General features: G+C 64.4%; 18 protein-coding genes and 1 tRNA gene. 17 read left to right on the top strand and 2 right to left on the bottom strand.

Going from position 1 to position 19,505, the window contains the following annotated elements:
• Positions 1 to 156 precede the first annotated feature (156 nt).
• The 12 genes from BLT98_RS17635 to BLT98_RS17580 all read left to right on the top strand — a co-directional run bounded on the left by BLT98_RS17635 (position 157) and on the right by BLT98_RS17580 (position 14,357).
• Positions 157 to 1,494: a serine hydrolase domain-containing protein gene (locus tag BLT98_RS17635; RefSeq protein WP_244517526.1), complete on the top strand. Its 1,338-nt coding sequence runs from the start codon at positions 157 to 159 to the stop codon at positions 1,492 to 1,494.
• Positions 1,495 to 1,575: 81 nt separating this feature from the next.
• Complete coding sequence (locus tag BLT98_RS17630) at positions 1,576 to 2,862, top strand: D-amino acid dehydrogenase (RefSeq protein WP_139179304.1); 1,287 nt, start codon at positions 1,576 to 1,578, stop codon at positions 2,860 to 2,862.
• Positions 2,863 to 2,954: 92 nt separating this feature from the next.
• Positions 2,955 to 3,401, top strand: a complete 447-nt coding sequence (locus tag BLT98_RS17625) for a YchJ family protein (RefSeq protein WP_092609847.1) — start codon at positions 2,955 to 2,957, stop codon at positions 3,399 to 3,401.
• A gap of 40 nt (positions 3,402 to 3,441) precedes the next feature.
• Positions 3,442 to 5,064: a carboxyl transferase domain-containing protein gene (locus BLT98_RS17620; RefSeq protein WP_070257910.1), complete on the top strand. Its 1,623-nt coding sequence runs from the start codon at positions 3,442 to 3,444 to the stop codon at positions 5,062 to 5,064.
• Positions 5,065 to 5,085: 21 nt separating this feature from the next.
• Positions 5,086 to 5,874: an enoyl-CoA hydratase/isomerase family protein gene (locus BLT98_RS17615; protein ID WP_034782795.1), complete on the top strand. Its 789-nt coding sequence runs from the start codon at positions 5,086 to 5,088 to the stop codon at positions 5,872 to 5,874.
• A gap of 19 nt (positions 5,875 to 5,893) precedes the next feature.
• Positions 5,894 to 7,222: an adenosylmethionine--8-amino-7-oxononanoate transaminase gene (gene bioA, locus BLT98_RS17610; protein ID WP_211614993.1), complete on the top strand. Its 1,329-nt coding sequence runs from the start codon at positions 5,894 to 5,896 to the stop codon at positions 7,220 to 7,222.
• Between the two features lies 1 nt (position 7,223).
• Entirely contained in the window at positions 7,224 to 8,420 is a 1,197-nt protein-coding gene (gene bioF / locus BLT98_RS17605; RefSeq protein ID WP_092609841.1) for an 8-amino-7-oxononanoate synthase, read from the top strand.
• A complete protein-coding gene (gene bioD / locus BLT98_RS17600; RefSeq protein ID WP_092609838.1) occupies positions 8,410 to 9,201 on the top strand; it encodes a dethiobiotin synthase in 792 nt (263 codons plus the stop codon). The genes bioF and bioD overlap by 11 nt, the downstream gene beginning before the upstream one ends.
• A 58-nt stretch (positions 9,202 to 9,259) precedes the next feature.
• Entirely contained in the window at positions 9,260 to 10,306 is a 1,047-nt protein-coding gene (bioB, locus tag BLT98_RS17595) for a biotin synthase BioB (RefSeq protein WP_034782789.1), read from the top strand.
• A gap of 156 nt (positions 10,307 to 10,462) precedes the next feature.
• On the top strand, positions 10,463 to 12,490 hold the full coding sequence (locus BLT98_RS29720; protein WP_092609835.1) for an acetyl/propionyl/methylcrotonyl-CoA carboxylase subunit alpha: 2,028 nt from the start codon (positions 10,463 to 10,465) through the stop codon (positions 12,488 to 12,490).
• A gap of 9 nt (positions 12,491 to 12,499) precedes the next feature.
• Complete coding sequence (locus tag BLT98_RS17585; protein ID WP_092609832.1) at positions 12,500 to 13,432, top strand: 2-hydroxyacid dehydrogenase; 933 nt, start codon at positions 12,500 to 12,502, stop codon at positions 13,430 to 13,432.
• A 1-nt stretch (position 13,433) separates the two neighbouring features.
• Positions 13,434 to 14,357: a hydroxymethylglutaryl-CoA lyase gene (locus BLT98_RS17580; protein WP_092609829.1), complete on the top strand. Its 924-nt coding sequence runs from the start codon at positions 13,434 to 13,436 to the stop codon at positions 14,355 to 14,357.
• A 179-nt stretch (positions 14,358 to 14,536) separates the two neighbouring features.
• Here the strand turns inward: BLT98_RS17580 and BLT98_RS17575 are convergent.
• Positions 14,537 to 14,613, bottom strand: a tRNA-Pro gene (locus BLT98_RS17575).
• 205 nt (positions 14,614 to 14,818) lie between these two features.
• Between BLT98_RS17575 and BLT98_RS17570 the strand changes: the two genes are divergently transcribed.
• A complete protein-coding gene (locus BLT98_RS17570; RefSeq protein WP_092609826.1) occupies positions 14,819 to 15,421 on the top strand; it encodes a hypothetical protein in 603 nt (200 codons plus the stop codon).
• Positions 15,422 to 15,462: 41 nt separating this feature from the next.
• Here the strand turns inward: BLT98_RS17570 and rsmI are convergent, their stop codons facing one another.
• A complete protein-coding gene (gene rsmI, locus BLT98_RS17565) occupies positions 15,463 to 16,371 on the bottom strand; it encodes a 16S rRNA (cytidine(1402)-2'-O)-methyltransferase (RefSeq protein WP_034782777.1) in 909 nt (302 codons plus the stop codon).
• A 165-nt stretch (positions 16,372 to 16,536) separates the two neighbouring features.
• On the opposite strand from rsmI, the gene BLT98_RS17560 reads away from it, so the two are divergent.
• From BLT98_RS17560 to BLT98_RS17545, 4 genes are read left to right on the top strand one after another with little or no spacing between them, the layout of a single operon-like run.
• On the top strand, positions 16,537 to 17,742 hold the full coding sequence (locus BLT98_RS17560; RefSeq protein ID WP_081345741.1) for a penicillin-binding protein activator: 1,206 nt from the start codon (positions 16,537 to 16,539) through the stop codon (positions 17,740 to 17,742).
• 9 nt (positions 17,743 to 17,751) lie between these two features.
• Complete coding sequence (locus tag BLT98_RS17555) at positions 17,752 to 18,111, top strand: YraN family protein (RefSeq protein ID WP_092609823.1); 360 nt, start codon at positions 17,752 to 17,754, stop codon at positions 18,109 to 18,111.
• A 57-nt stretch (positions 18,112 to 18,168) separates the two neighbouring features.
• A complete protein-coding gene (locus BLT98_RS17550) occupies positions 18,169 to 18,765 on the top strand; it encodes a phosphoheptose isomerase (RefSeq protein ID WP_034752465.1) in 597 nt (198 codons plus the stop codon).
• The gene (locus tag BLT98_RS17545) at positions 18,758 to 19,444 is read left to right on the top strand and encodes a BON domain-containing protein (protein ID WP_070257900.1); all 687 of its coding nucleotides are present in this window, start codon (positions 18,758 to 18,760) and stop codon (positions 19,442 to 19,444) included. Before BLT98_RS17550 ends, BLT98_RS17545 begins: the two co-directional genes overlap by 8 nt.
• Positions 19,445 to 19,505: the final 61 nt, after the last annotated feature.

The raw sequence follows: 19,505 nt of genomic DNA, 5'->3' as shown, positions 1-19,505 counted from the left end.
GGAAAATGACCATAAATAACGGTTATACACTTAAAAAAACAATGTTTTACCGTACGTATAGCTTTGTATTATGGATAAATAAGCAATTTTCATTAGCGCAGTAAACCATCGCGCCCTATGCTGGTGGCGCCTCCACCACACCGCGAAACAGGGAACATGCACAATAAAATGACGGGTTTACTGGGCTTGCTGCTGCTGGGTACGACGTGGACGGCGCTGGCCGCCCCGCCCGGTAGCGGCAAGGACCAGCAGCGCGCGCTCGATGCCACGTTGGCCGCCATCGTCGATGATGCGGCCCACCCGCTGGCCAGCCTGTCCGTGCTGGCCATCCGCCACGGAAAGGTGTCGTATCAACAACAATTTGGCTACCGGCATATCGGCGCCACGCCGACAGAGAACTTGCCCGTGACGCCAGCCACCCTGTTCCGCATCGCCTCCGTCTCGAAGATGATGACTACCCTGGGCCTGATGCGGCTGGTCGAGCAGGGCAAGCTGAGCCTGGACCAGGACGTGGGCATCTATCTGGGTTTTTCCCTGCGCAACCCGCATTTCCCCCAGCAACCGTTGACCTTGCGCAGCCTGCTCAGCCACACTTCCTCGCTGCGCGACGCGGGCGGCTATGCCTGGGGCCCCGAACGCAGCTTGCGCGACGTGTTTACGGCCGGCACCAATACGATGTGGGATGCGGCTGCGGCGCCGGGCCGCCATTTCACGTATGCCAACCTGAACTGGGGCGTGATCGGCACCGTGATGGAAAAAGTCACGGGCGAGCGCTTCGACTTGCTGATGCGGCGTCTGCTGCTCGATCCCCTCGATGTGCGCGGCGGCTACAATCCGGCCGCCTTCCCGGCGGAGGACGTGGCAAACACGGCTACCCTGTACCGCAAGCGCACGCTCGACACGGAGATCTGGCAGCCACACGGCCCCTGGATCGCGCAAGCCGATGATTTTTACCAACGCCCACCGGCCGCGCCAGCCGGCCTCGAACGGTATGTGATCGGCAGCAACGCCACCGTCTTCAGCCCCACGGGCGGCTTGCGCATCTCTGCTGCGGGACTGGGCAAGGTCATGCAGATGCTGCTCGACGGGGGCCGCTACCAGGATCAGCAGCTATTGCAGCCGGCCAGCATCGCGCTGATGTTTGGCCGCCAATGGCAGCTGGCGCCGGACGGACGCAATGGCGACAGCGAACGGGGCCTGTACCACGCCTGGGGCCTGGGCAACCAGCAATTCGATGCGGTGGCAGGGCAGGGCAACCGCCTGGTCGAGGGTGCCGACTTCACGGCCGTGGGCCACCTGGGCGACGCGTATGGCCTGGTCTCCGCCTTCGTGCTCGATTTCAAGAACAGGAACGGCATGGTGATGCTGGTGGGCGGCACGGGCAGCGATCCCGAACATTATCCTGGCACGTATTCCGCCATGGGGCGCAGCGAGGAATTGATACTCACCGCCCTATACCGTGGTGCGATTGACAACAATCAGCCCTTGCATTGAAATGGTGCATTCCTGAAAGTTATGGCTGCACCATGATGTTTCATTGGCTGCCCTGACGGCCAGCCTCTAAGCTCTTCCCGAATGCTTCCGCACCATGGGAGCGCAACGCAGCGAGGCAACATGCAGCAACAAGTCATCATCATCGGCGGCGGCATCGTCGGTCTGACATCGGCCTGGTGGCTGGCCGAGGCCGGCTACAAGGTCACCTTACTGGAACGCAATGAACAGGTGGCGATCGCCGCCAGCTACCGCAATGGCGGCCAACTCAGCTATCGCTATGTAGCCCCGCTGGCCGATGCGGGCGTGCCCTTCAAAGCCCTGCAATGGCTGCTGCAGAAAGACGGTCCGCTGCGCTTCCGTCCCGAAGCGGACTGGCGCCAATGGCGCTGGATGGCCAGTTTCTTGCGTAATTGCAACAGCGCCAGCAATGCCCGCACGACGGCCAAGCTGCTGCAACTGGGAGAATGGAGCCGCGCCGGCATGGCGCAGCTGGAGTTGACCGTGCCGCCCGAAGCGTATGCCTGGCGCGATGCGGGCAAGCTCATCGTCTACCGCTCGCCCGCCATCTTTCAGCGGGCCGTGGCCCGGCCCGAGTCGGAAGAGGCGCGCATCGTCTTGTCTCCGGCGGAAGCCGTGCAGCGCGAACCGGCGCTGACCGCCTTGCAAGGCGCCCTGGCGGGCGGCATTTTTACGCAAGGCGAGGCGGTGGCCGATTGCCACGCCTTTTGCCTGGCGCTGGAAGCGCGCCTGCTGCAGCACCCGAATTGTTCGCTCTTATTAAAAGGCGAGGCGCGCCGCCTCGTCACGCACAAGGGCAGGATCACGGGCGTCGATACGAGCCTGGGCTTGCTGCAAGCGGATCACTATGTGCTGGCGGCCGGCATCCAGAGCCGCGACCTGGCCGCCACGGCGGGCATCTACCTGCCCCTGTACCCGCTGAAGGGCTACAGCCTGACGGCGCCCATCCGCGCGCAGCACCGGGCGCCCGAGATCAGCATCACGGATTTCGAGCGCAAGGTACTGTATGCGCGCATCGGTGGCGACTTGCGCGTGGCCGCCATGGTCGACATGGTGGGCGCCGACAACAGCATCGACTGGGGCCGCATCGCGGGCCTGACGCGGCTGGCGCGCGAAGCCATGCCGCACGGCGCCGATTACGACCAGGCCACGGCCTGGGCCGGCCTGCGCCCCGCCACGCCGAACAGCGCGCCGCTGGTGGGCGCCAGCAAATATGCGAACCTGTGGCTTAACGTGGGCCACGGCCCCTTGGGCTTTACCTTTGCGGCCGGCACGGCGCGCATCCTGGCCAACCTCATGGCTGGCAAGGCGCCGCCGTTCGCGCTGGACTTCCTCAGTCCCCAAAAGTAGCCAGGCAAGGCGCGGCGCACGCGCCGCTGCCGATATGGCGGATAATTGCGGAACTTTTCAGTTCCCTCTTTTCTGTTCCTGATTGCCAGCGCATGCCCACACTCTCGACATCTGCCGCCTGCCCCTGTGGCGGCGCCTCCTACGCCGGCTGCTGCGGCCCGTATATCGCGGGCGACGCCTTGCCGCCCACGGCCGAAGCCCTGATGCGATCGCGCTACACGGCGTTTACCTTGCGCGACGAGCCGTATCTGCTTGCCACCTGGCACGCCAGCACCCGTCCCACCGACGCTTTATTTGCCGAAGAAGAAAAAGTCCACTGGCTGGGACTTGAGGTAAAATCTGCTTTACGTTTACGTCAACGTAAAGCAGTATCAGCAGATCAAGCCGAAGAGATACACCGCGACAGCGTGGAATTCGTGGCCCGCTACAAGGTCAACGGCCGCGCGCACCGCCTGCATGAAGTGAGCCGCTTCGTGCGCGAAGCGGGTGAGGGCGGCGCCCTGCGCTGGTTTTATCTCGACGGCAGTTTTCCCGAATAGCGCGACCCGAGAGACCGGGCGATAATAAAAAGGAACCGCAATGCCGCACATCGAAAGCAAACTCAATCCGCGCAGTGAAGATTTCAAGGCCAATGCCGCGGCCATGCAAGCCATCGTCGACGATTTGCGCGACAAGGTCGAGAAAATCGCGGCCGGCGGCGGCGAAGCGGCTGCCGCCAAGCACCTGGCGCGCGGAAAGCTGCTGCCGCGCGACCGCGTGCAGATGCTGCTCGATCCCGGCACGCCCTTCCTCGAGTTTTCCCAGATGGCGGCCTACGCCATGTACCAGGACGCCAAGGGCGTCGATGCGGCGCCTTCCGCCGGCATCATCACCGGCATCGGCAGGGTCTCGGGCCAGGAATGCGTCATCGTCTGTAACGACGCCACCGTCAAGGGCGGCACGTATTATCCGATGACGGTGAAAAAGCACTTGCGCGCCCAGGAAATCGCCGACCAGAACAACCTGCCGTGCATCTACCTGGTCGACTCGGGCGGCGCCAACCTGCCGAACCAGGACGACGTCTTTCCCGACCGCGACCATTTCGGCCGCATCTTCTACAACCAGGCGAACCTGTCGGCCAAGGGCATCCCGCAGATCGCCGTCGTGATGGGCTCTTGCACGGCCGGCGGCGCGTACGTGCCGGCCATGAGCGATGAGTCGATCATCGTCAAGGAGCAGGGCACGATTTTCCTCGGCGGCCCGCCGCTGGTGAAAGCGGCCACCGGCGAAGTGGTGACGGCCGAAGACCTGGGCGGCGGCGACGTGCACACGCGTTTGTCCGGCGTGGTCGACCACCTGGCGCAGAACGATCTGCACGCGCTGTCGCTGGCGCGCACCATCGTCTCGAACCTGAACCGCACCAAGCCGCAGCAGATGGCGATGCGCGAGTCCGTCGAGCCGAAATACCCGACGCAGGAGCTGTATGGCGTGATCCCCGTCGATACGCGCAAGCCCTTCGATGTACGCGAAGTGATCGCGCGCATCGTCGACGGCAGCGATTTCGACGAATTCAAGGCCCGCTACGGCACCACCCTGATCTGCGGCTTCGCGCATATCTATGGGGTGAAAGTCGGCATCATCGCCAATAACGGCATCTTGTTCTCCGAATCGGCCCTGAAAGGCACGCATTTCATCGAATTGTGCTGCCAGCGCAAGATCCCGCTCGTCTTCCTGCAAAATATCACGGGCTTCATGGTGGGCCGCAAATACGAAAACGAGGGCATCGCCCGCAATGGCGCCAAGATGGTCACGGCCGTCGCCACGGCTGCCGTGCCGAAATTCACGGTGATCATCGGCGGCAGCTTCGGCGCCGGCAACTACGGCATGTGCGGCCGCGCCTTTTCCCCCCGTTTCATGTGGATGTGGCCGAATGCGCGCATTTCCGTCATGGGCGGCGACCAGGCCGCCTCCGTGCTGGCGACCGTCAAGCGCGACGGCATCGAAGGCAAGGGCGGCGAGTGGAGCGCGGACGAGGAAGCGGCTTTCAAGCAGCCGATCAAGGAGCAATACGAACACCAGGGCCACCCGTACTACGCCACCGCGCGCCTGTGGGACGATGGCGTGATCGACCCGGCCGATACCCGCATGGTGCTGGGCCTGGGCCTGTCGGCCGCCTTGAACGCGGAAATCCCGGACACGAAGTTCGGCGTATTCCGCATGTAAGCGGCATTCAGGGAGAAGAGAATGGAATTTGAAACCTTAAAGCTGGTCATCGAGGGCAATGTCGCCACCGTGACCCTGAACCGCCCCGACGTGCGCAATGCCTTCAACGAGACGACGATCGCCGAACTGGCGCGCGCCTTCGAGGGCCTGGGGCGCAGCGACATGGTGCGCGCCATCGTGCTGGCGGCGAATGGCGCGGCCTTTTGCGCCGGTGCGGACCTGAACTGGATGAAGAAGATGGCAGGCTACACGCATGCCGAAAACCAGGCCGACGCGCTGCAGCTGGCGCAGATGCTGCGCACGATTTACCTGTGTCCCAAGCCCGTGGTGGCGAAGATCCAGGGCGACTGCTATGCGGGCGGCATGGGCCTCGTCGCCGCATGCGATATCATTCTGGTTGCGGAAGACGTGCATTTCTGCCTGAGCGAAGTGCGGCTGGGACTGATCCCGGCCACTATTTCACCGTATGTCATCAAGGCCATGGGCGAAAACGCGGCACGCCGCTATTTCCTGACCGCGGAGCGATTCTCCGCGCAAGAGGCGCTGCGCATCGGCTTTGCCCACGAGGTAGTCGCTGGCGACGCGCTGGACGCGAAAACGGCCGAGGTGCTCAAAGCGCTGACGGGCAACAGCCCGCACGCGGTGGCGCAAGCAAAAACGCTGGTGCGCGAGATCGTTGGCCAGCCGGTTGACGATGCGCTGCTGTTGGACACCGCCGAGCGCATCGCGCAGATCCGCGCTTCGGAGCAGGGACGCGAAGGCGTGCAATCGTTCCTCGACAAGCGCAAGCCGAGTTGGCTCATGGGCTAGCAATATCATTGGAGCAGTTTTGAAAGCAGAAAAACAATCGGGCTGGGTCGAACGCAGTCTGCGCAGCGTGTGGCATCCGTGCACGCAAATGCAGCACCACGAGACTGTACCGCTCATCCCCGTCAGCCATGGCCGCGGCGCCTGGCTGTATGACCACGAAGGCCGACGCTACCTGGACGCCATCAGCTCCTGGTGGGTGAACCTGTTCGGCCACGCGAATCCGCGCATCAATGCGGAACTCAAGGACCAGCTGGACCGCCTGGAACATGCGATGCTGGCCGGTTTCACGCATGAACCGGTGATCGAACTATCGGAAAAACTCTCCGCCTTGACGGGTGGCGTGCTCGGTCACAGCTTTTACGCGTCCGATGGGGCGTCCGCCGTGGAAATCGCCCTGAAAATGAGTTTTCACGCCTGGCGCAATAGCGGCAAGAGTGAAAAGCAGGAATTCGTCTGTCTGAAAGGCAGCTACCACGGCGAAACCATCGGCGCGCTGGCCGTCACCGATGTCGCCCTGTTCAAGGATGCCTACGGCCCCCTGCTGCGCGCCACGCAGACGGTGATGTCGCCCGACTTCCGCCAGGCGGCCGAGGGCGAGTCCGCCCAGGACGTGGCGCGCCGCGCCGCCGCCGAAGTCGAACAGCTTTTCCAGCAAAAAGCGGACAAGATCGCCGCCATCATCATCGAGCCGCTGGTGCAGTGCGCCACCGGCATGGCCATGCACGACCCGCTGTACCTGTCGCTGGTGCGCACCCTGTGCGACCGTTATCAAGTCCATTTGATCCTCGATGAAATCGCCGTCGGCTGCGGACGCACGGGCACTTTCTTTGCGTGCGAACAGGCCGGCATCTGGCCCGACTTCGTCTGCCTGTCGAAAGGCATCAGCGGCGGCTATCTGCCCCTGTCCCTGGTGATGACGCGCGAAGACATCTACCAGGCCTTCTACAGCACCGATGTGCGCCGCGGCTTCCTGCATTCGCACTCGTACACGGGCAATCCGCTGGCCTGCCGCGCGGCGCTGGCGACGCTTTCCATCTTCGAGGAAGACGACGTGCTGGCCACCAACCGCGTGCGCGCCGACAAGATCACGCAAGCGCTGGCGCCGCTGGCGCAGCATGAAAAAGTCAAACACTTCCGCCAGCAGGGCATGATCTGGGCCTTCGATGCGGTGGACGCGGCGCCCGACTTTTCGCGCCGCTTCTTCAGCACGGCGCTGGAACACGAACTGCTGATGCGCCCCATCGGCTCCACCGTCTACCTGATGCCGCCGTACATCCTCGACGACGCCGAGATCGCGGGCCTGGGCCAGCAGACGCTGGCCGTCTTCAATCATGTGATCGGGGCCTGAGATGGAACTGATCGCGCGATTACAACAGCAGTTGCAAGGACTGGAAGAGCGCAGCCTGATCCGCCGCCGCCGCACCGTCGACACGCCGTGCGCGCCGCGCCTGACGGTGGACGGGCGCGCCATGCTGGCCTTTTGCAGCAATGACTACCTGGGCCTGGCGTCGCATCCGCGCATCGTCGCCGCGCTGAAAGAGGGCGCCGACCTGTATGGCGCCGGCAGCGGCGCTTCGCATTTGATCAGCGGCCATGGCCGCGCCCACGCGCAGCTGGAAGAACGGCTGGCGGCATTTGTCGGCGCCAACCTGGAACAGGCGCGCGCCCTGTATTTCTGCACCGGCTACATGGCGAATCTGGCCGTGCTGACGGCCCTGTCGGCGGGCGACCCGGACGCGGAGATGTTCTCGGAAGCGCTGAACCACGCCTCGCTGATTGATGGCACGCGCCTGGCCCGCGTCAAGACACGCGTGTATCCGCACGCCGACCTCGATGCCCTGGCGGCCCTGCTGGCAGCCAGCACGGCGAAAACCAAGATCGTCGTCACCGACAGCGTCTTCAGCATGGATGGCGACCTGGCGCCGCTGCCCGCGCTGCTGGCCCTGTGCGAACAACATGGCGCCTGGCTGGTGGTCGACGACGCGCACGGCTTCGGCGCGCTGGGAGCCCATGGCCGCGGGGCGCTCGAACACTTCGACCTGCATTCGCCCTACCTCGTGTATGTGGGCACCCTGGGCAAATCGGCCGGCGTGGGCGGCGCCTTTGTTGCCGCGCACGAGGCCGTGATCGAGACCCTGATCCAGAAGGCCCGCCCGTACATCTTCACCACGGCGGCAGCGCCGGCGCTGGCGCATGCGCTGCTGGCCAGCCTCGACATCATCGCCGGTGAAGAAGGAAAACAACGCCGTATGCACCTGGCGGCGCTGGTGGCGCAATGGAACGACGGCTTGCAGCTGCAGCGCTGGCAAGCCTTGCCATCCGTGACCGCCATCCAGCCCGTCATCATTGGCGAGAATGCGGACATGCTGGACATCGCCGCCACCCTGTACCAGCAGGGCCTGTGGGTCGGTGCCATCCGCCCGCCCACCGTGCCAGCGGGGACGGCGCGCCTGCGCGTGACCCTGTCGGCCGGCCACACGGCGCAGGAAGTGGCGCAATTGATCAACGCAGTCAACACCCTGGAAAGGAATCGCCATGAGCCTTGATGATCCTATCGTGGCGGAAGTGCTGGCGGACCTGGCGCCGGCCGTGCAGCCGGCTCCGGCCGCCACCGGCCTGCCATCGCGCTTTGCCTGTTTCGTCACCGGCACCGACACGGAAATCGGCAAGACCCTGACGTCGTCGGCCCTGCTGCACGCGCTGGTGGCGCGCGGTGTGCGCGCCTGCGGCATGAAGCCTGTCGCCGCCGGCGCCGAGATGCGCGACGGCGAACTGCATAATGAAGACGCCGACAGCCTGATCGCCGCCGGCAACGTCACCATGCTACGCAGCCTGACGACGCCCTACATGCTGAAGGAGCCGGCCGCGCCGCACATCGCCGCCGCGCTCGAAGGCGTCAGCATCGAATCGGTGCCGATTCTGGCCGCCTACCTGGAAATCGCCGCCGCCTCGGACGCGGTCGTGGTCGAAGGCGTGGGCGGATTCCGCGTGCCGCTGTCTCCTGGCTTTGATTCGGCCGACCTGGCGCAGCAGCTCGATCTACCCGTGATCCTCGTGGTCGGCATGCGCCTGGGCTGCATCAACCAGGCCTTGCTGACGCTCGAAGCCGTCGAGGCGCGCGGCTTGACGGTCATCGGCTGGGTCGCCAACACGCTGGAAGTGGAAATGCGCTTCCTCGACGAAAATATCGATGCGCTGATCGAACGCATCCCGGCGCCGCTGCTGGGCAAGGTGCCGCGCCTGGCGCAACCGAGCGCGGAAGCGGCGGCGGCGTATCTCGATTTCAGCGGCTTGCCTAATTGGCCGGCGCAGCAGTCGCAGAACTAGACCAAACAATTAAGCCAAACAACTGAACGTACTCAAAAATAGAAGCGAAGGAATCACCATGTCTTTAGTCCAAGAAGCAGCAAAAACCGTCGAACTGCACCGCCCTGCGGCGCGCATCACCCTGCCCGAAGCGGCCACCTGGCCCATCGATGATGTGCTGGCCCTGTTCGACCTGCCTTTCAATGACCTGATGTTCAAGGCCCAGCAAACGCACCGCATCAACTTCCCCGATGGCGACGTGGAACTGGCGACCCTGTTGTCGATCAAGACGGGCGGCTGCGAGGAAGACTGCGGCTATTGCCCGCAGGCGGCCCGCTACGACACGGGCGTGGAAGCGAAAAAAATCCTCGACATCGACACCGTGCTCGACGCGGCACGCCAGGCAAAAGCCAACGGCGCCACGCGCTTCTGCATGGGCGCCGCATGGCGCGGCCCGAAGGACCGCGACATGGACAAAGTCGAAGAGATGGTCAGCAAAGTGAAAGCGCTGGGCCTGGAAACCTGTGCGACTCTGGGCATGCTGGAAGAGGGACAGGCGGACCGCCTGAAAAACGCGGGCCTCGACTTCTATAACCACAACCTCGACACGGCGCCGGAATTCTACGACAACGTCATCTCGACGCGCGAATACCAGGACCGCCTGGACACCCTGGGCCGCGTGCGCGAAGCGGGCTTGAAAGTATGCTGCGGCGGCATCGTCGGCATGGGCGAAACACGTCTGCAACGCGCGGGCCTGATCGCCCAGCTGGCCAATCTGAATCCATATCCGGAATCGGTGCCCGTGAACCATCTGGTGCAAGTGGAAGGCACGCCATTGTTTGGCCTGGAAGCGCTCGACCCGTTTGAATTCGTGCGCACGATCGCCGTTGCCCGCATCACCATGCCGAAAGCGCGCGTGCGTTTGTCGGCCGGCCGCCGCCAGATGGGCGAAGCCGTGCAAGCCATGTGCTTCCTGGCTGGCGCCAACTCCATCTTCTACGGCGACAAGCTGCTCACCACCGACAACCCGGAAGCGGAAGACGACCGCACCTTGCTGGGCAAACTGGGCCTGCAGACGCGCGGCGCCATGCTCGACTCGGTACAGAAAGAGAAGTGCGGCTGCTGATCCAGCCCTGTCGGGTTACGCCGTGCCGGCTAACCCGACCTACGAATACCGCCTCACCATCCGTAGGTCGGCTTAGCGCGCAGCGCGTAAGCCGACAAGCCAACAGACCAGGTCCATCAAGAGACCGCTGCACCTTTGAGAGAATAGAGAGAGACCATGTTCACTAAAATCCTGATCGCCAACCGCGGCGAAATCGCCTGCCGTGTCGCCGCTACCGCGCGCCGCATGGGCATCCAGACCGTCGCCGTCTATTCGGAAGCGGACGCCAACGCCAAGCACGTCGCCGTGTGCGACGAAGCCGTGCTGATCGGCCCCGCGCCGGCCAAGGAAAGCTATCTGTGCGGCGACAAGATCATCGCCGTGGCGCTGGCGACCGGGGCGCAGGCGATTCACCCCGGCTACGGCTTCCTGTCCGAGAACGCCGACTTCGCCGACGCCTGCCACGCAGCGGGCCTGGTCTTCATCGGCCCGCCGGCGTCCGCCATGCGCGCCATGGGCTCGAAGTCGGCCGCCAAGTCGCTGATGGAAAAAGCCAATGTACCGCTGGTGCCCGGCTACCATGGCGAGGAACAGGATGCGGACTTTTTGCACGGCCAAGCCGACAAGATCGGCTACCCCGTGCTGCTGAAGGCTTCGGCCGGCGGCGGCGGCAAGGGCATGCGCGTCATCGACAACAGCGCCGACTTCAAGGCCGCGCTGGCCTCGTGCAAGCGCGAAGCGATCAGCTCTTTCGGCGACGACAAGGTGCTGGCCGAAAAATACCTGTCGCGCCCGCGGCATATCGAAATCCAGGTGTTTGCCGACACGCTCGGCAACTGCATCTACCTGTTCGAGCGCGATTGCTCGGTACAGCGCCGCCATCAAAAGGTGCTGGAAGAAGCGCCGGCGCCGGGCATGCCGGCTGACCGCCGCGCGGCCATGGGCGAGGCGGCCGTCGCCGCCGCCAAGGCCGTCGGCTATGTGGGTGCGGGCACGGTGGAATTCATCGCCAACCAGGATGGTTCGTTCTACTTCATGGAGATGAATACGCGCCTGCAGGTCGAGCATCCGGTGACGGAAATGATCACCGGCACGGACCTGGTGGAATGGCAGTTGCGCGTCGCCTTTGGCGAGCCGCTGCCGAAAAAACAGAGCGAACTGACGATCCACGGCCACGCCATCGAGGCGCGCATCTATGCGGAAAATCCGGAAAAGGGCTTTTTGCCATCGATCGGCACCCTGCGCCACATGCAGTCGCCTTCCGCCGTCACGTTCGAACTGGGTGGCACGGTCGTTCCAGCGTCCGTGCGCATCGATTCCGGCGTGCGCGAGGGCGACGCGATTTCGCCGTTCTACGACCCGATGATCGCCAAGCTGATCGTCTGGGGCGCGGACCGCCGCGAAGCGCTGGCGCGCATGGCGCAGGCGCTGGCCGACTACCAGATCGTCGGCCTGGCCAGCAATATCGCCTTCCTGAAACGCCTGGTCGAAGGCCAGGCGTTTGCCAGCGCCGACCTCGATACGGGCCTCATCGAACGCAATCAAGCGTCGCTGTTCCCCGCCCTGCAGGCGGCGCCCGACACGGCCCTGGCGCTGGCGTCCGTCGCCCTGCTGCTGGAAGAAAAAGCGGCCGCCGAAGCACAGTCGGCCAACCGCGCCGACCCGTGGGGCAATGCCCTGGGCTGGCGCTTGAACAGCACCCTGGGACGCAGCCTGGCGTTTGCCGATGAATTCGCGCTCACTGGCGACAGCAAGGCCTATGCCGCGCGCATCGCCTACAAGACGGATGGCTGGCTGTTCAACGGCCAGCCCCTCACCCTAACGGCGCGCAAAGGCCTGGAACTGCACATCAAGCTCGGCGAGCGTGCCGTGCATGGCACCGTGCTGCGCGACGGGGAACAGTTCCACGTATTCAGCGGCGGCTTGCACTACACACTGCACTACAGCGATCCGATGGCGCATGCGGGCGAAGTGGAAGCGGAAGGCGGGCGCCTGACGGCGCCGATGCCGGGCAAGGTCGTCGCCGTGCTGGTCAACAAAGGACAGGACGTCAAGAAGGGCGAGCCTTTGGTCATCATGGAAGCGATGAAGATGGAACACACGATCGCCGCGCCGCACGACGGCCTGGTGGAAGACGTGCTGTATGCCGTTGGCGACCAGGTGGCCGATGGCGCGCCGCTGCTGGCCTTCAAGGCTGCCGCGTAAAAGAACGCCATGCGCATCCTTTTACAACGTTCGGACGGCAAGGAAGCGGCGTGGATCAGCGACTTCCGCGACTTGCTGCCCGAGGCCGACATTATCTTCTGGCGCGAAGGCGAAACAGTGGCGCCGTGCGACTACGCCGTCGTGTGGCAGCCGCCCGCCGCCATGCTGCCTGAGCTGGCCCACGTGAAAGCCATCTTCAACACGGGTGCCGGCGTCGACGCGCTGTTGAAATTTGGCGAGGCGCTGCCCGCCCACGTGCCGCTGGTGCGCCTGGATGACGCGGGCATGGGCGTGCAGATGGCCGAATATGTGAGCCACGCCGTGCTGCGCCACTTCCGCCGTTTCGACGATTACGAGGCGCAGGGCCGCGCCGGTATCTGGCAACCGCTGCCCGCGTTCGACAAGGCGGATTTTCCCGTCGGCGTGCTGGGCATGGGCGTGCTGGGCACGCGCGTGCTGCAAGCGCTGGCGCAGTTCGAATTCCCCTTGCGCGGATGGAGCCGCAGCCGCAAGCACGTCGATGGCGTGCAGTGCTATGCGGGCGAAGAGGGACTCGAAGCATTCCTGCGCGGCACGCGCGTGCTGGTGTGCATGCTGCCGCTCACGCCGGACACGCACAATCTGCTCGACCGCGCGCGCCTGTCGATGCTGCTGCCGGGCGCCTATGTCATCAACGTGGCGCGCGGCGCGCATATCGCCGAACCGGATTTGCTGACCCTGATCCGCTCCGGGCACATCGCCGGAGCGACGCTGGACGTGTTCCGCAACGAACCGCTGCCGCAGCAGCACCCGTTCTGGCAAGAACCACGCATCACCATCACGCCGCATATTTCAGCGGCCACCCTGCGCCGCGAAAGCGTGGCGCAGATCGCCGCCAAGATGCGCCGCCTGCAAGCCGGAGACTCTGTCGCCGGCATCGTCAACCGTTTGCAAGGATATTGAAATGCATGCTCAAGCTAGTTTGCCGAAACAGGTCAAGATCGTCGAAGTAGGTCCGCGCGACGGCCTGCAAAACGAGAAGGACACCATCAGCGCCGCCGTCAAGATCGAACTGGTCGACCGCCTGACCCTGGCCGGCTTCGCCAATATCGAGGCGGCATCGTTCGTCTCGCCGAAATGGGTGCCGCAGATGGCCACCAGCGCGGAAGTGATGGAAAAGATCGCGCGCCGCGCCGGCACAATCTATTCCGCGCTGACGCCGAACATGCAGGGTTTCGAGGCGGCGCTGGCGGCGAAGGCCGATGAAGTGGTGATCTTCGGCTCCGCCTCCGAGGCGTTCTCGCAAAAGAACATCAACTGCTCGATCGCCGAATCGATCGCCCGCTTCGAAGGCGTGGCGAAGGCGGCCAAGGAACACGGCCTGCGCCTGCGCGGCAGCATCAGCTGCGCCTTCGGCTGCCCCTACCAGGGCGACGTGCCGCTCGACGCCGTGGCCGACGTGGTGGGGCGCATGCGCGACCTCGGCTGCGACGAAATCGACATCGCCGACACCATCGGCGTGGCCACGCCGCGCAAAACGCAGGCGGTGATGCAGCGCGCGATTGCCGCCTTCCACGTGGACGGCCTGTCCGGCCACTTCCACGACACCTATGGACAGGCGCTGGCGAATATCTACGCCAGCCTGGAAACGGGTATCGCGATCTATCACTCGTCCGTGTCCGGCCTGGGCGGCTGCCCCTACGCCAAGGGCGCCACCGGCAATGTGGCCACCGAAGACGTGCTGTACATGATGCAGGGACTGGGGATTGCCACCGGCATCGACCTGGACCTGGTGGTCGATGCGGGGCAGTTCATCTCGCAGCAGCTGGGGCGCAAGGGTTCCAGCCGCGCGGGCAATGCCATCGCGGCGAAACGCCTCGCTGCGTAGGTCGGATTAGCGTGGCAACGCCACGCGTAATCCGACGTCACCGAGGTCATGGCCAACACTGTTGTCGGGTTACGCGCTTGGCGCTAAGCCGAGCTACGCCAACTTATTCCGTCCTGCCTGAACCGTACAGACGAAAAAAAACCCAAGAGCCGAAACTCTTGGGTTTTTTTCTACAAATTTGGTCGGAGTACAAGGATTCGAACCTTGGACCCCCTGGTCCCAAACCAGGTGCGCTACCGGGCTGCGCCACACTCCGAAGACCAAGATAATACAGGCCGTATCGACTTCGGTCAAGGGTCAGGTGAAACTCTATGTAAATTATTTACGGGCGGCACTGGAACCCATGTATTTTTCAAAACGATTGAAGTATGCGACACTGGCTTGGCAAGTTTTCCCGATCAGACATGAAGGCGACGACGGCAATGGAGTTCAGGATAGAAAGAAGCGACGGCGGCCGGCCCATGCCGAACCGCCGCGGCATCGTGCTGGGCATAGCTGTGTCCTTGCTGCTGCATGGCGCCTTGCTCTATCTGTGGCGCCATGTGCAGCCGCCTGTCCAGCAGGACACGGCACCGCGCGTGGAATCAATCGCCGTGTGGATACGTCCGCTGGCCGCCAAGGCGCCTCCGCCGCCTGCCGAAGTCGTCAAGCCGAAACGCGAACCCAAGCCCATCAGCAAGCCGAAACTCGCCACTGCCCGGGAAACGCCGGCGGCGGCCACGGCGCCGGCGGCCAGCCCGCAAGCCATCACTGTCGTGCCGGCATCACCGGCCACGCCGGCGGCCAGTACCGATACCTTCAGGCAAGAAACCCCGGAAACGCCGAAATTCGATATGGAAGCGGCCAGAAGAACGGCGCGCAAGATGGCCGGCGAGCGCGATCCATCCAAGGTGGGCACGGCCGTGGGACAAATCCCCGACAAGCCGCTGCAAACGGAAACCCAGCTGGCGCGCGACATCGCGCAAGGCAAGCGCGGCGATTGCCGCACCGCCTATTCAGGCGCAGGCTTGCTGGCGCCCGTGCTGATGTTGCTGGACAAGAAGGATAGCGGCTGCAAATGGTAACAATTTAACAATAAACCCGTTTTGGGTGGGCCGTCATCCGCTTATTCCTGCCCCTTCAACTGCAACGCCCGTTCATACAGGGCGTTTTTCTTGCGGCCCGTGATCTGCGCCGTCAGATTGGCCGCCTGCTTGACGCTGCATTCGGCCAATAAAATGTTCAGGATGCGTTCCGCTTCCACGTCTTCCGCGTCCTGCGCTTCCGTGGCGCCTTCCAGCAGGACGACGAACTCTCCCTTTTCGCGGTGCGCATCGGCGCGTATCCACGCCTCCGCCTCGGACAGGGGGCAGCGGTGGATTTCCTCGAACAGTTTCGTCAGTTCGCGCGCGAACACCACCTGGCGCGTCGGCTCGAACGCTTCCACCAGGGCCGTGGCGCAATCGAGGATGCGGTGCGGCGCCTCGTAAAACACCATCGTTGCCGTCACGCCACGCAGGCTGTGCAGCATGTTTTCGCGCTGCTTGGCCTTGGCCGGCAGGAAGCCGACAAAGTAAAACTGGTCATTCAACAAGCCGCTGGCGGAAATGGCGGTAATCGCCGCCGAAGGGCCGGGCAGGGGCAGCACGCGCAGGCCGGCCGCGCGCACGGCGTCGACGATGCGCGCGCCGGGGTCGGAAACGGCCGGCGTGCCCGCGTCGGAAACGAGGGCGATGCGCTCGCCGGCGTGCAGGCGGGCAATCAGGGTCTGCGCCACTTCGCGCTCGTTATGTTGATGCGCCGCAATTAACGGCTTGTTCAGGCCAAAGCGCGTCAGCAGGTGCGCCGTGTTGCGCGTATCTTCACAGGCGACGGCGTCGGCAAGGCTCAGCAGATGCAGCGCGCGCAGACTGATATCGGTCACATTGCCGATCGGCGTGGCCACTATATACAATGTTGCGATAGGATAGACCTGGTGCGCCGCCTCTGTCATGATGGGCAGGCTGGCGATGGAACTGATTTCTTGTACGGTCATTTTGGAGGTTAAATGCTTGCTAATAGTGTGAAGTTACTGCTTGTTTGTGCCGCGACCGGCATGCTGAGCGCTTGCAGCACGCCTTGCGACGCGCCCGGGCAATTGTGCGCGCCTATTGAATCTAACACAAGGGCGCTGCCGCCACCGAAGCCGCTGCCACCGCCCGTGCCGCCCAAGCCGCCCGCACCCGAACCGGTGACGTTTGCCGTGGCCGTGCCCGATATCACCGCGTACGACGGCAATGGCGCCCCGCTGGCGCCCATCAATACCAAGCCGGCGACCGGCACGCCACAAGACATGCCGGCCGCCACGGCACCGGCACCGTCCGATGGCAAGGCCCACCACATCGGTCTGCTGCTGCCGCTGCGCTCGGCTTCGCTGGGTCCGGCCGCCGAACTGCTACGCGCCGGTTTCATGGCCGCATACGAGCGCGACCGCAGCGGCTTTGAAGTAACGGTGATCGACACGGGCGACGGCAGCAGCGACGTCCTGAACAAGTTTGCGCAAGCACAGGAGGAACAGGACATCGTCGTGGGGCCTTTGTCGCGCTCGGCCGTCACGGCCGTGGCGAACAGCGACCTGGTGCGCAAACCGACGATCGCCCTGAACCACCCGGACAACCGCGGCGAGGCGCGCCTGCCGGCCAAGCTGCTGGTGATGGGCCTGTCGATCGAGGCGGAAGCGCGCCAGGTCGCCGCCTGGGCCGCCAGCGAACAGCCTGGTGCCAGCGCGCTGGTCCTGTCGGCCGGATCGCCCTCGCAGCGCCGCATCAGCGCCGCCTTCAAGCAGGAATGGCTGCGCCAGGGCGGCAAGATCGAGACGATGGACTTGACGGCCACGAATGGCTACCTGAGCGATGCCGAACTGGTGCAACTGCGCGCGCGCCTGGCAGCCACGCCGCCGGGACTGCTGTTTGCCGCGCTCGACGCCGACCAGGCGCGCCAGCTGCGCGTGGCCATCGGCGGCGACTTGCCCCTGTATGGCACCTCGTCCTTGAATCCCGGCGCCGGGCGCGGCGCCAGCGGCCCCGAGCTCGACGGCGCGCGCCTGCTGGACTTGCCGTGGCAAGTCCAGCGCGACCATCCACAAGTGATGGTCTATCCACAGCCGCCGCAACCGGCCGACACCCGCCTGACGGCCGACATGGAGCGCCTGTACGCGCTGGGCATCGATGCCTTCCGCGTGGCGCGCGAAGTGGCGCTGCGCCCGAACGCGCCATTTACCCTTGATGGCGTGACGGGCCGCCTGGCCGTGCGCTTCGAGGGTGATCAAAGCGTGTTCGAACGCACGGAACAGGCCGCCACCTACCAGCAGGGCGTGCTGGGTACCTGGCCGCCGGCCGCGCCTGTCGCCGTGCCGCCGGCCCAATAAGGACACGCCATGCCACCCCTGCCGTTCCAGAATAAACAGGCACGGGGACGGCAAGGAGAAGACGATGCGCTCGCGTATCTGCTGCTGCAAGGCTTGGTGCTGCTACAACGTAACTATCTGTGCAAGGGCGGCGAACTGGACCTGATCATGCGCGATGGCGCATCGGTCGTCTTCGTGGAAGTGCGGCTACGCAGCAGTCCCACCTTCGGCGGCGCCCTGGCCAGCATTACGCCGGCCAAGCAGCGGCGCATGGTGGTGGCCGCGCAAACCTGGCTGCTGGGGCAAAAGGCGCTGCCGCCGTGCCGCTTCGACGCGCTGGCCATCGATGGCGGGCGCATCAGCTGGCTGAAGAACATCCTCGATATGTAAGCATTTTTAACAGTGCTTGTCCGCCATGCCGCGCGCCTGCACTATAATCGGCAGACTATGAATAATCAACGCATCCTCTCGCACTTCCACGAAAGTGCCGAACTCAAGATCCAGGCCGCTACCGTACTGGCGCAACCCATTGCGCAGGCGATCGACCTGATGTTTTATGCATTGTCCAACGGCAACAAGATCCTCGCCTGCGGCAACGGCGGTTCCGCCGCCGACTGCCAGCATTTCGCAGCCGAGCTGGTCGGACGCTTCGAACGCGAGCGCTTTCCGCTGCCGGCCCTGGCGCTGACGACGGATACGTCGATCCTGACGGCCGTGGCGAACGACTACAGCTACCGCGAGATTTTCTCGAAGCAGGTGCAGGCCTTCGGCCAGGCCGGCGACATCCTGCTGGCCATCTCCACGTCGGGCAATTCGGCCAACGTGATGGCCGCCGTGGAAGCGGCGCTCGAGCGCGAAATGCGCGTCGTGGCGCTGACGGGCAAGGACGGCGGCGCCATCGGCAAGATGCTGACGGACGCCGACGTGCATATCTGCGTGCCGGCCGAGCGCACGGCGCGCATCCAGGAAGTCCATCTGACCACCATACATTGCATCTGCGACGGCATCGATGTCGCCCTATTCGGAGGAGACGTGAATGACTAAATTCGGTACTGGCCCAGGCTGGAAACGCGTACAACGCCCGCTGGCCACCGCACTGCTGTGCGGCGCCATGCTCACCTCGCTCACCGGCTGCATCGAACTGATGGTCGGCGGCGCGGTGATGGGCGGCGTTGCCGCAGCGGACCGCCGCACCCTGGGCGCGCAGACCGAAGACAAGTCGATCGCCCTCAAAGGCGAGTCGCGCATCCCCTCCATCGTCGGCGACGTGGGCCACGTGAATGTCACCAGCTTCAACCGCCGCGTCCTGCTGACGGGCGAAGTGCGCGATGAAGCGATGAAAAATGCCGTCGAGCGCGAAGTGCGCAATATCGAGGGCGTGGAATCGGTGGCCAATGAACTGATCATCGCCGGTCCGGCCAGCTACACCTCGCGCTCGAACGACGCGCTGATCACCACCAAGGTCAAGGCCAGCCTGGTCGACATGAAAACCATTTCGGCTGCCTCGTTCAAGGTCGTCACCGAGAACGCCACCGTCTTCCTGATGGGCAGAGTCACCCAGCGCGAAGGCACGGTCGCGGCCGACGTGGCGCGCGGCGTGGGCGGCGTGCAGAAAGTGGTCAAGCTGTTCGACTACATTTCGGAAGCGGAACTGAAGCAATTGCAACCCGATCCGGCGCCAGCACGCACGACGAGCAGCGCCAGCGACACGGTCCAGCAATAAGCGGCATCCCCCATCCGGCCTACGGCGCCAGACTGATGATGCGTCTATAATGGACGCATCG

Origin of the sequence: Janthinobacterium sp. YR213 (assembly GCF_900099875.1) — a bacterium.
GTDB classification, from domain to species: Bacteria; Pseudomonadota; Gammaproteobacteria; order Burkholderiales; family Burkholderiaceae_D; genus Janthinobacterium; species Janthinobacterium lividum.
Note: the sequence above shows the minus strand (reverse complement) of the source record. Positions and strands in the feature narration are given on the sequence as shown.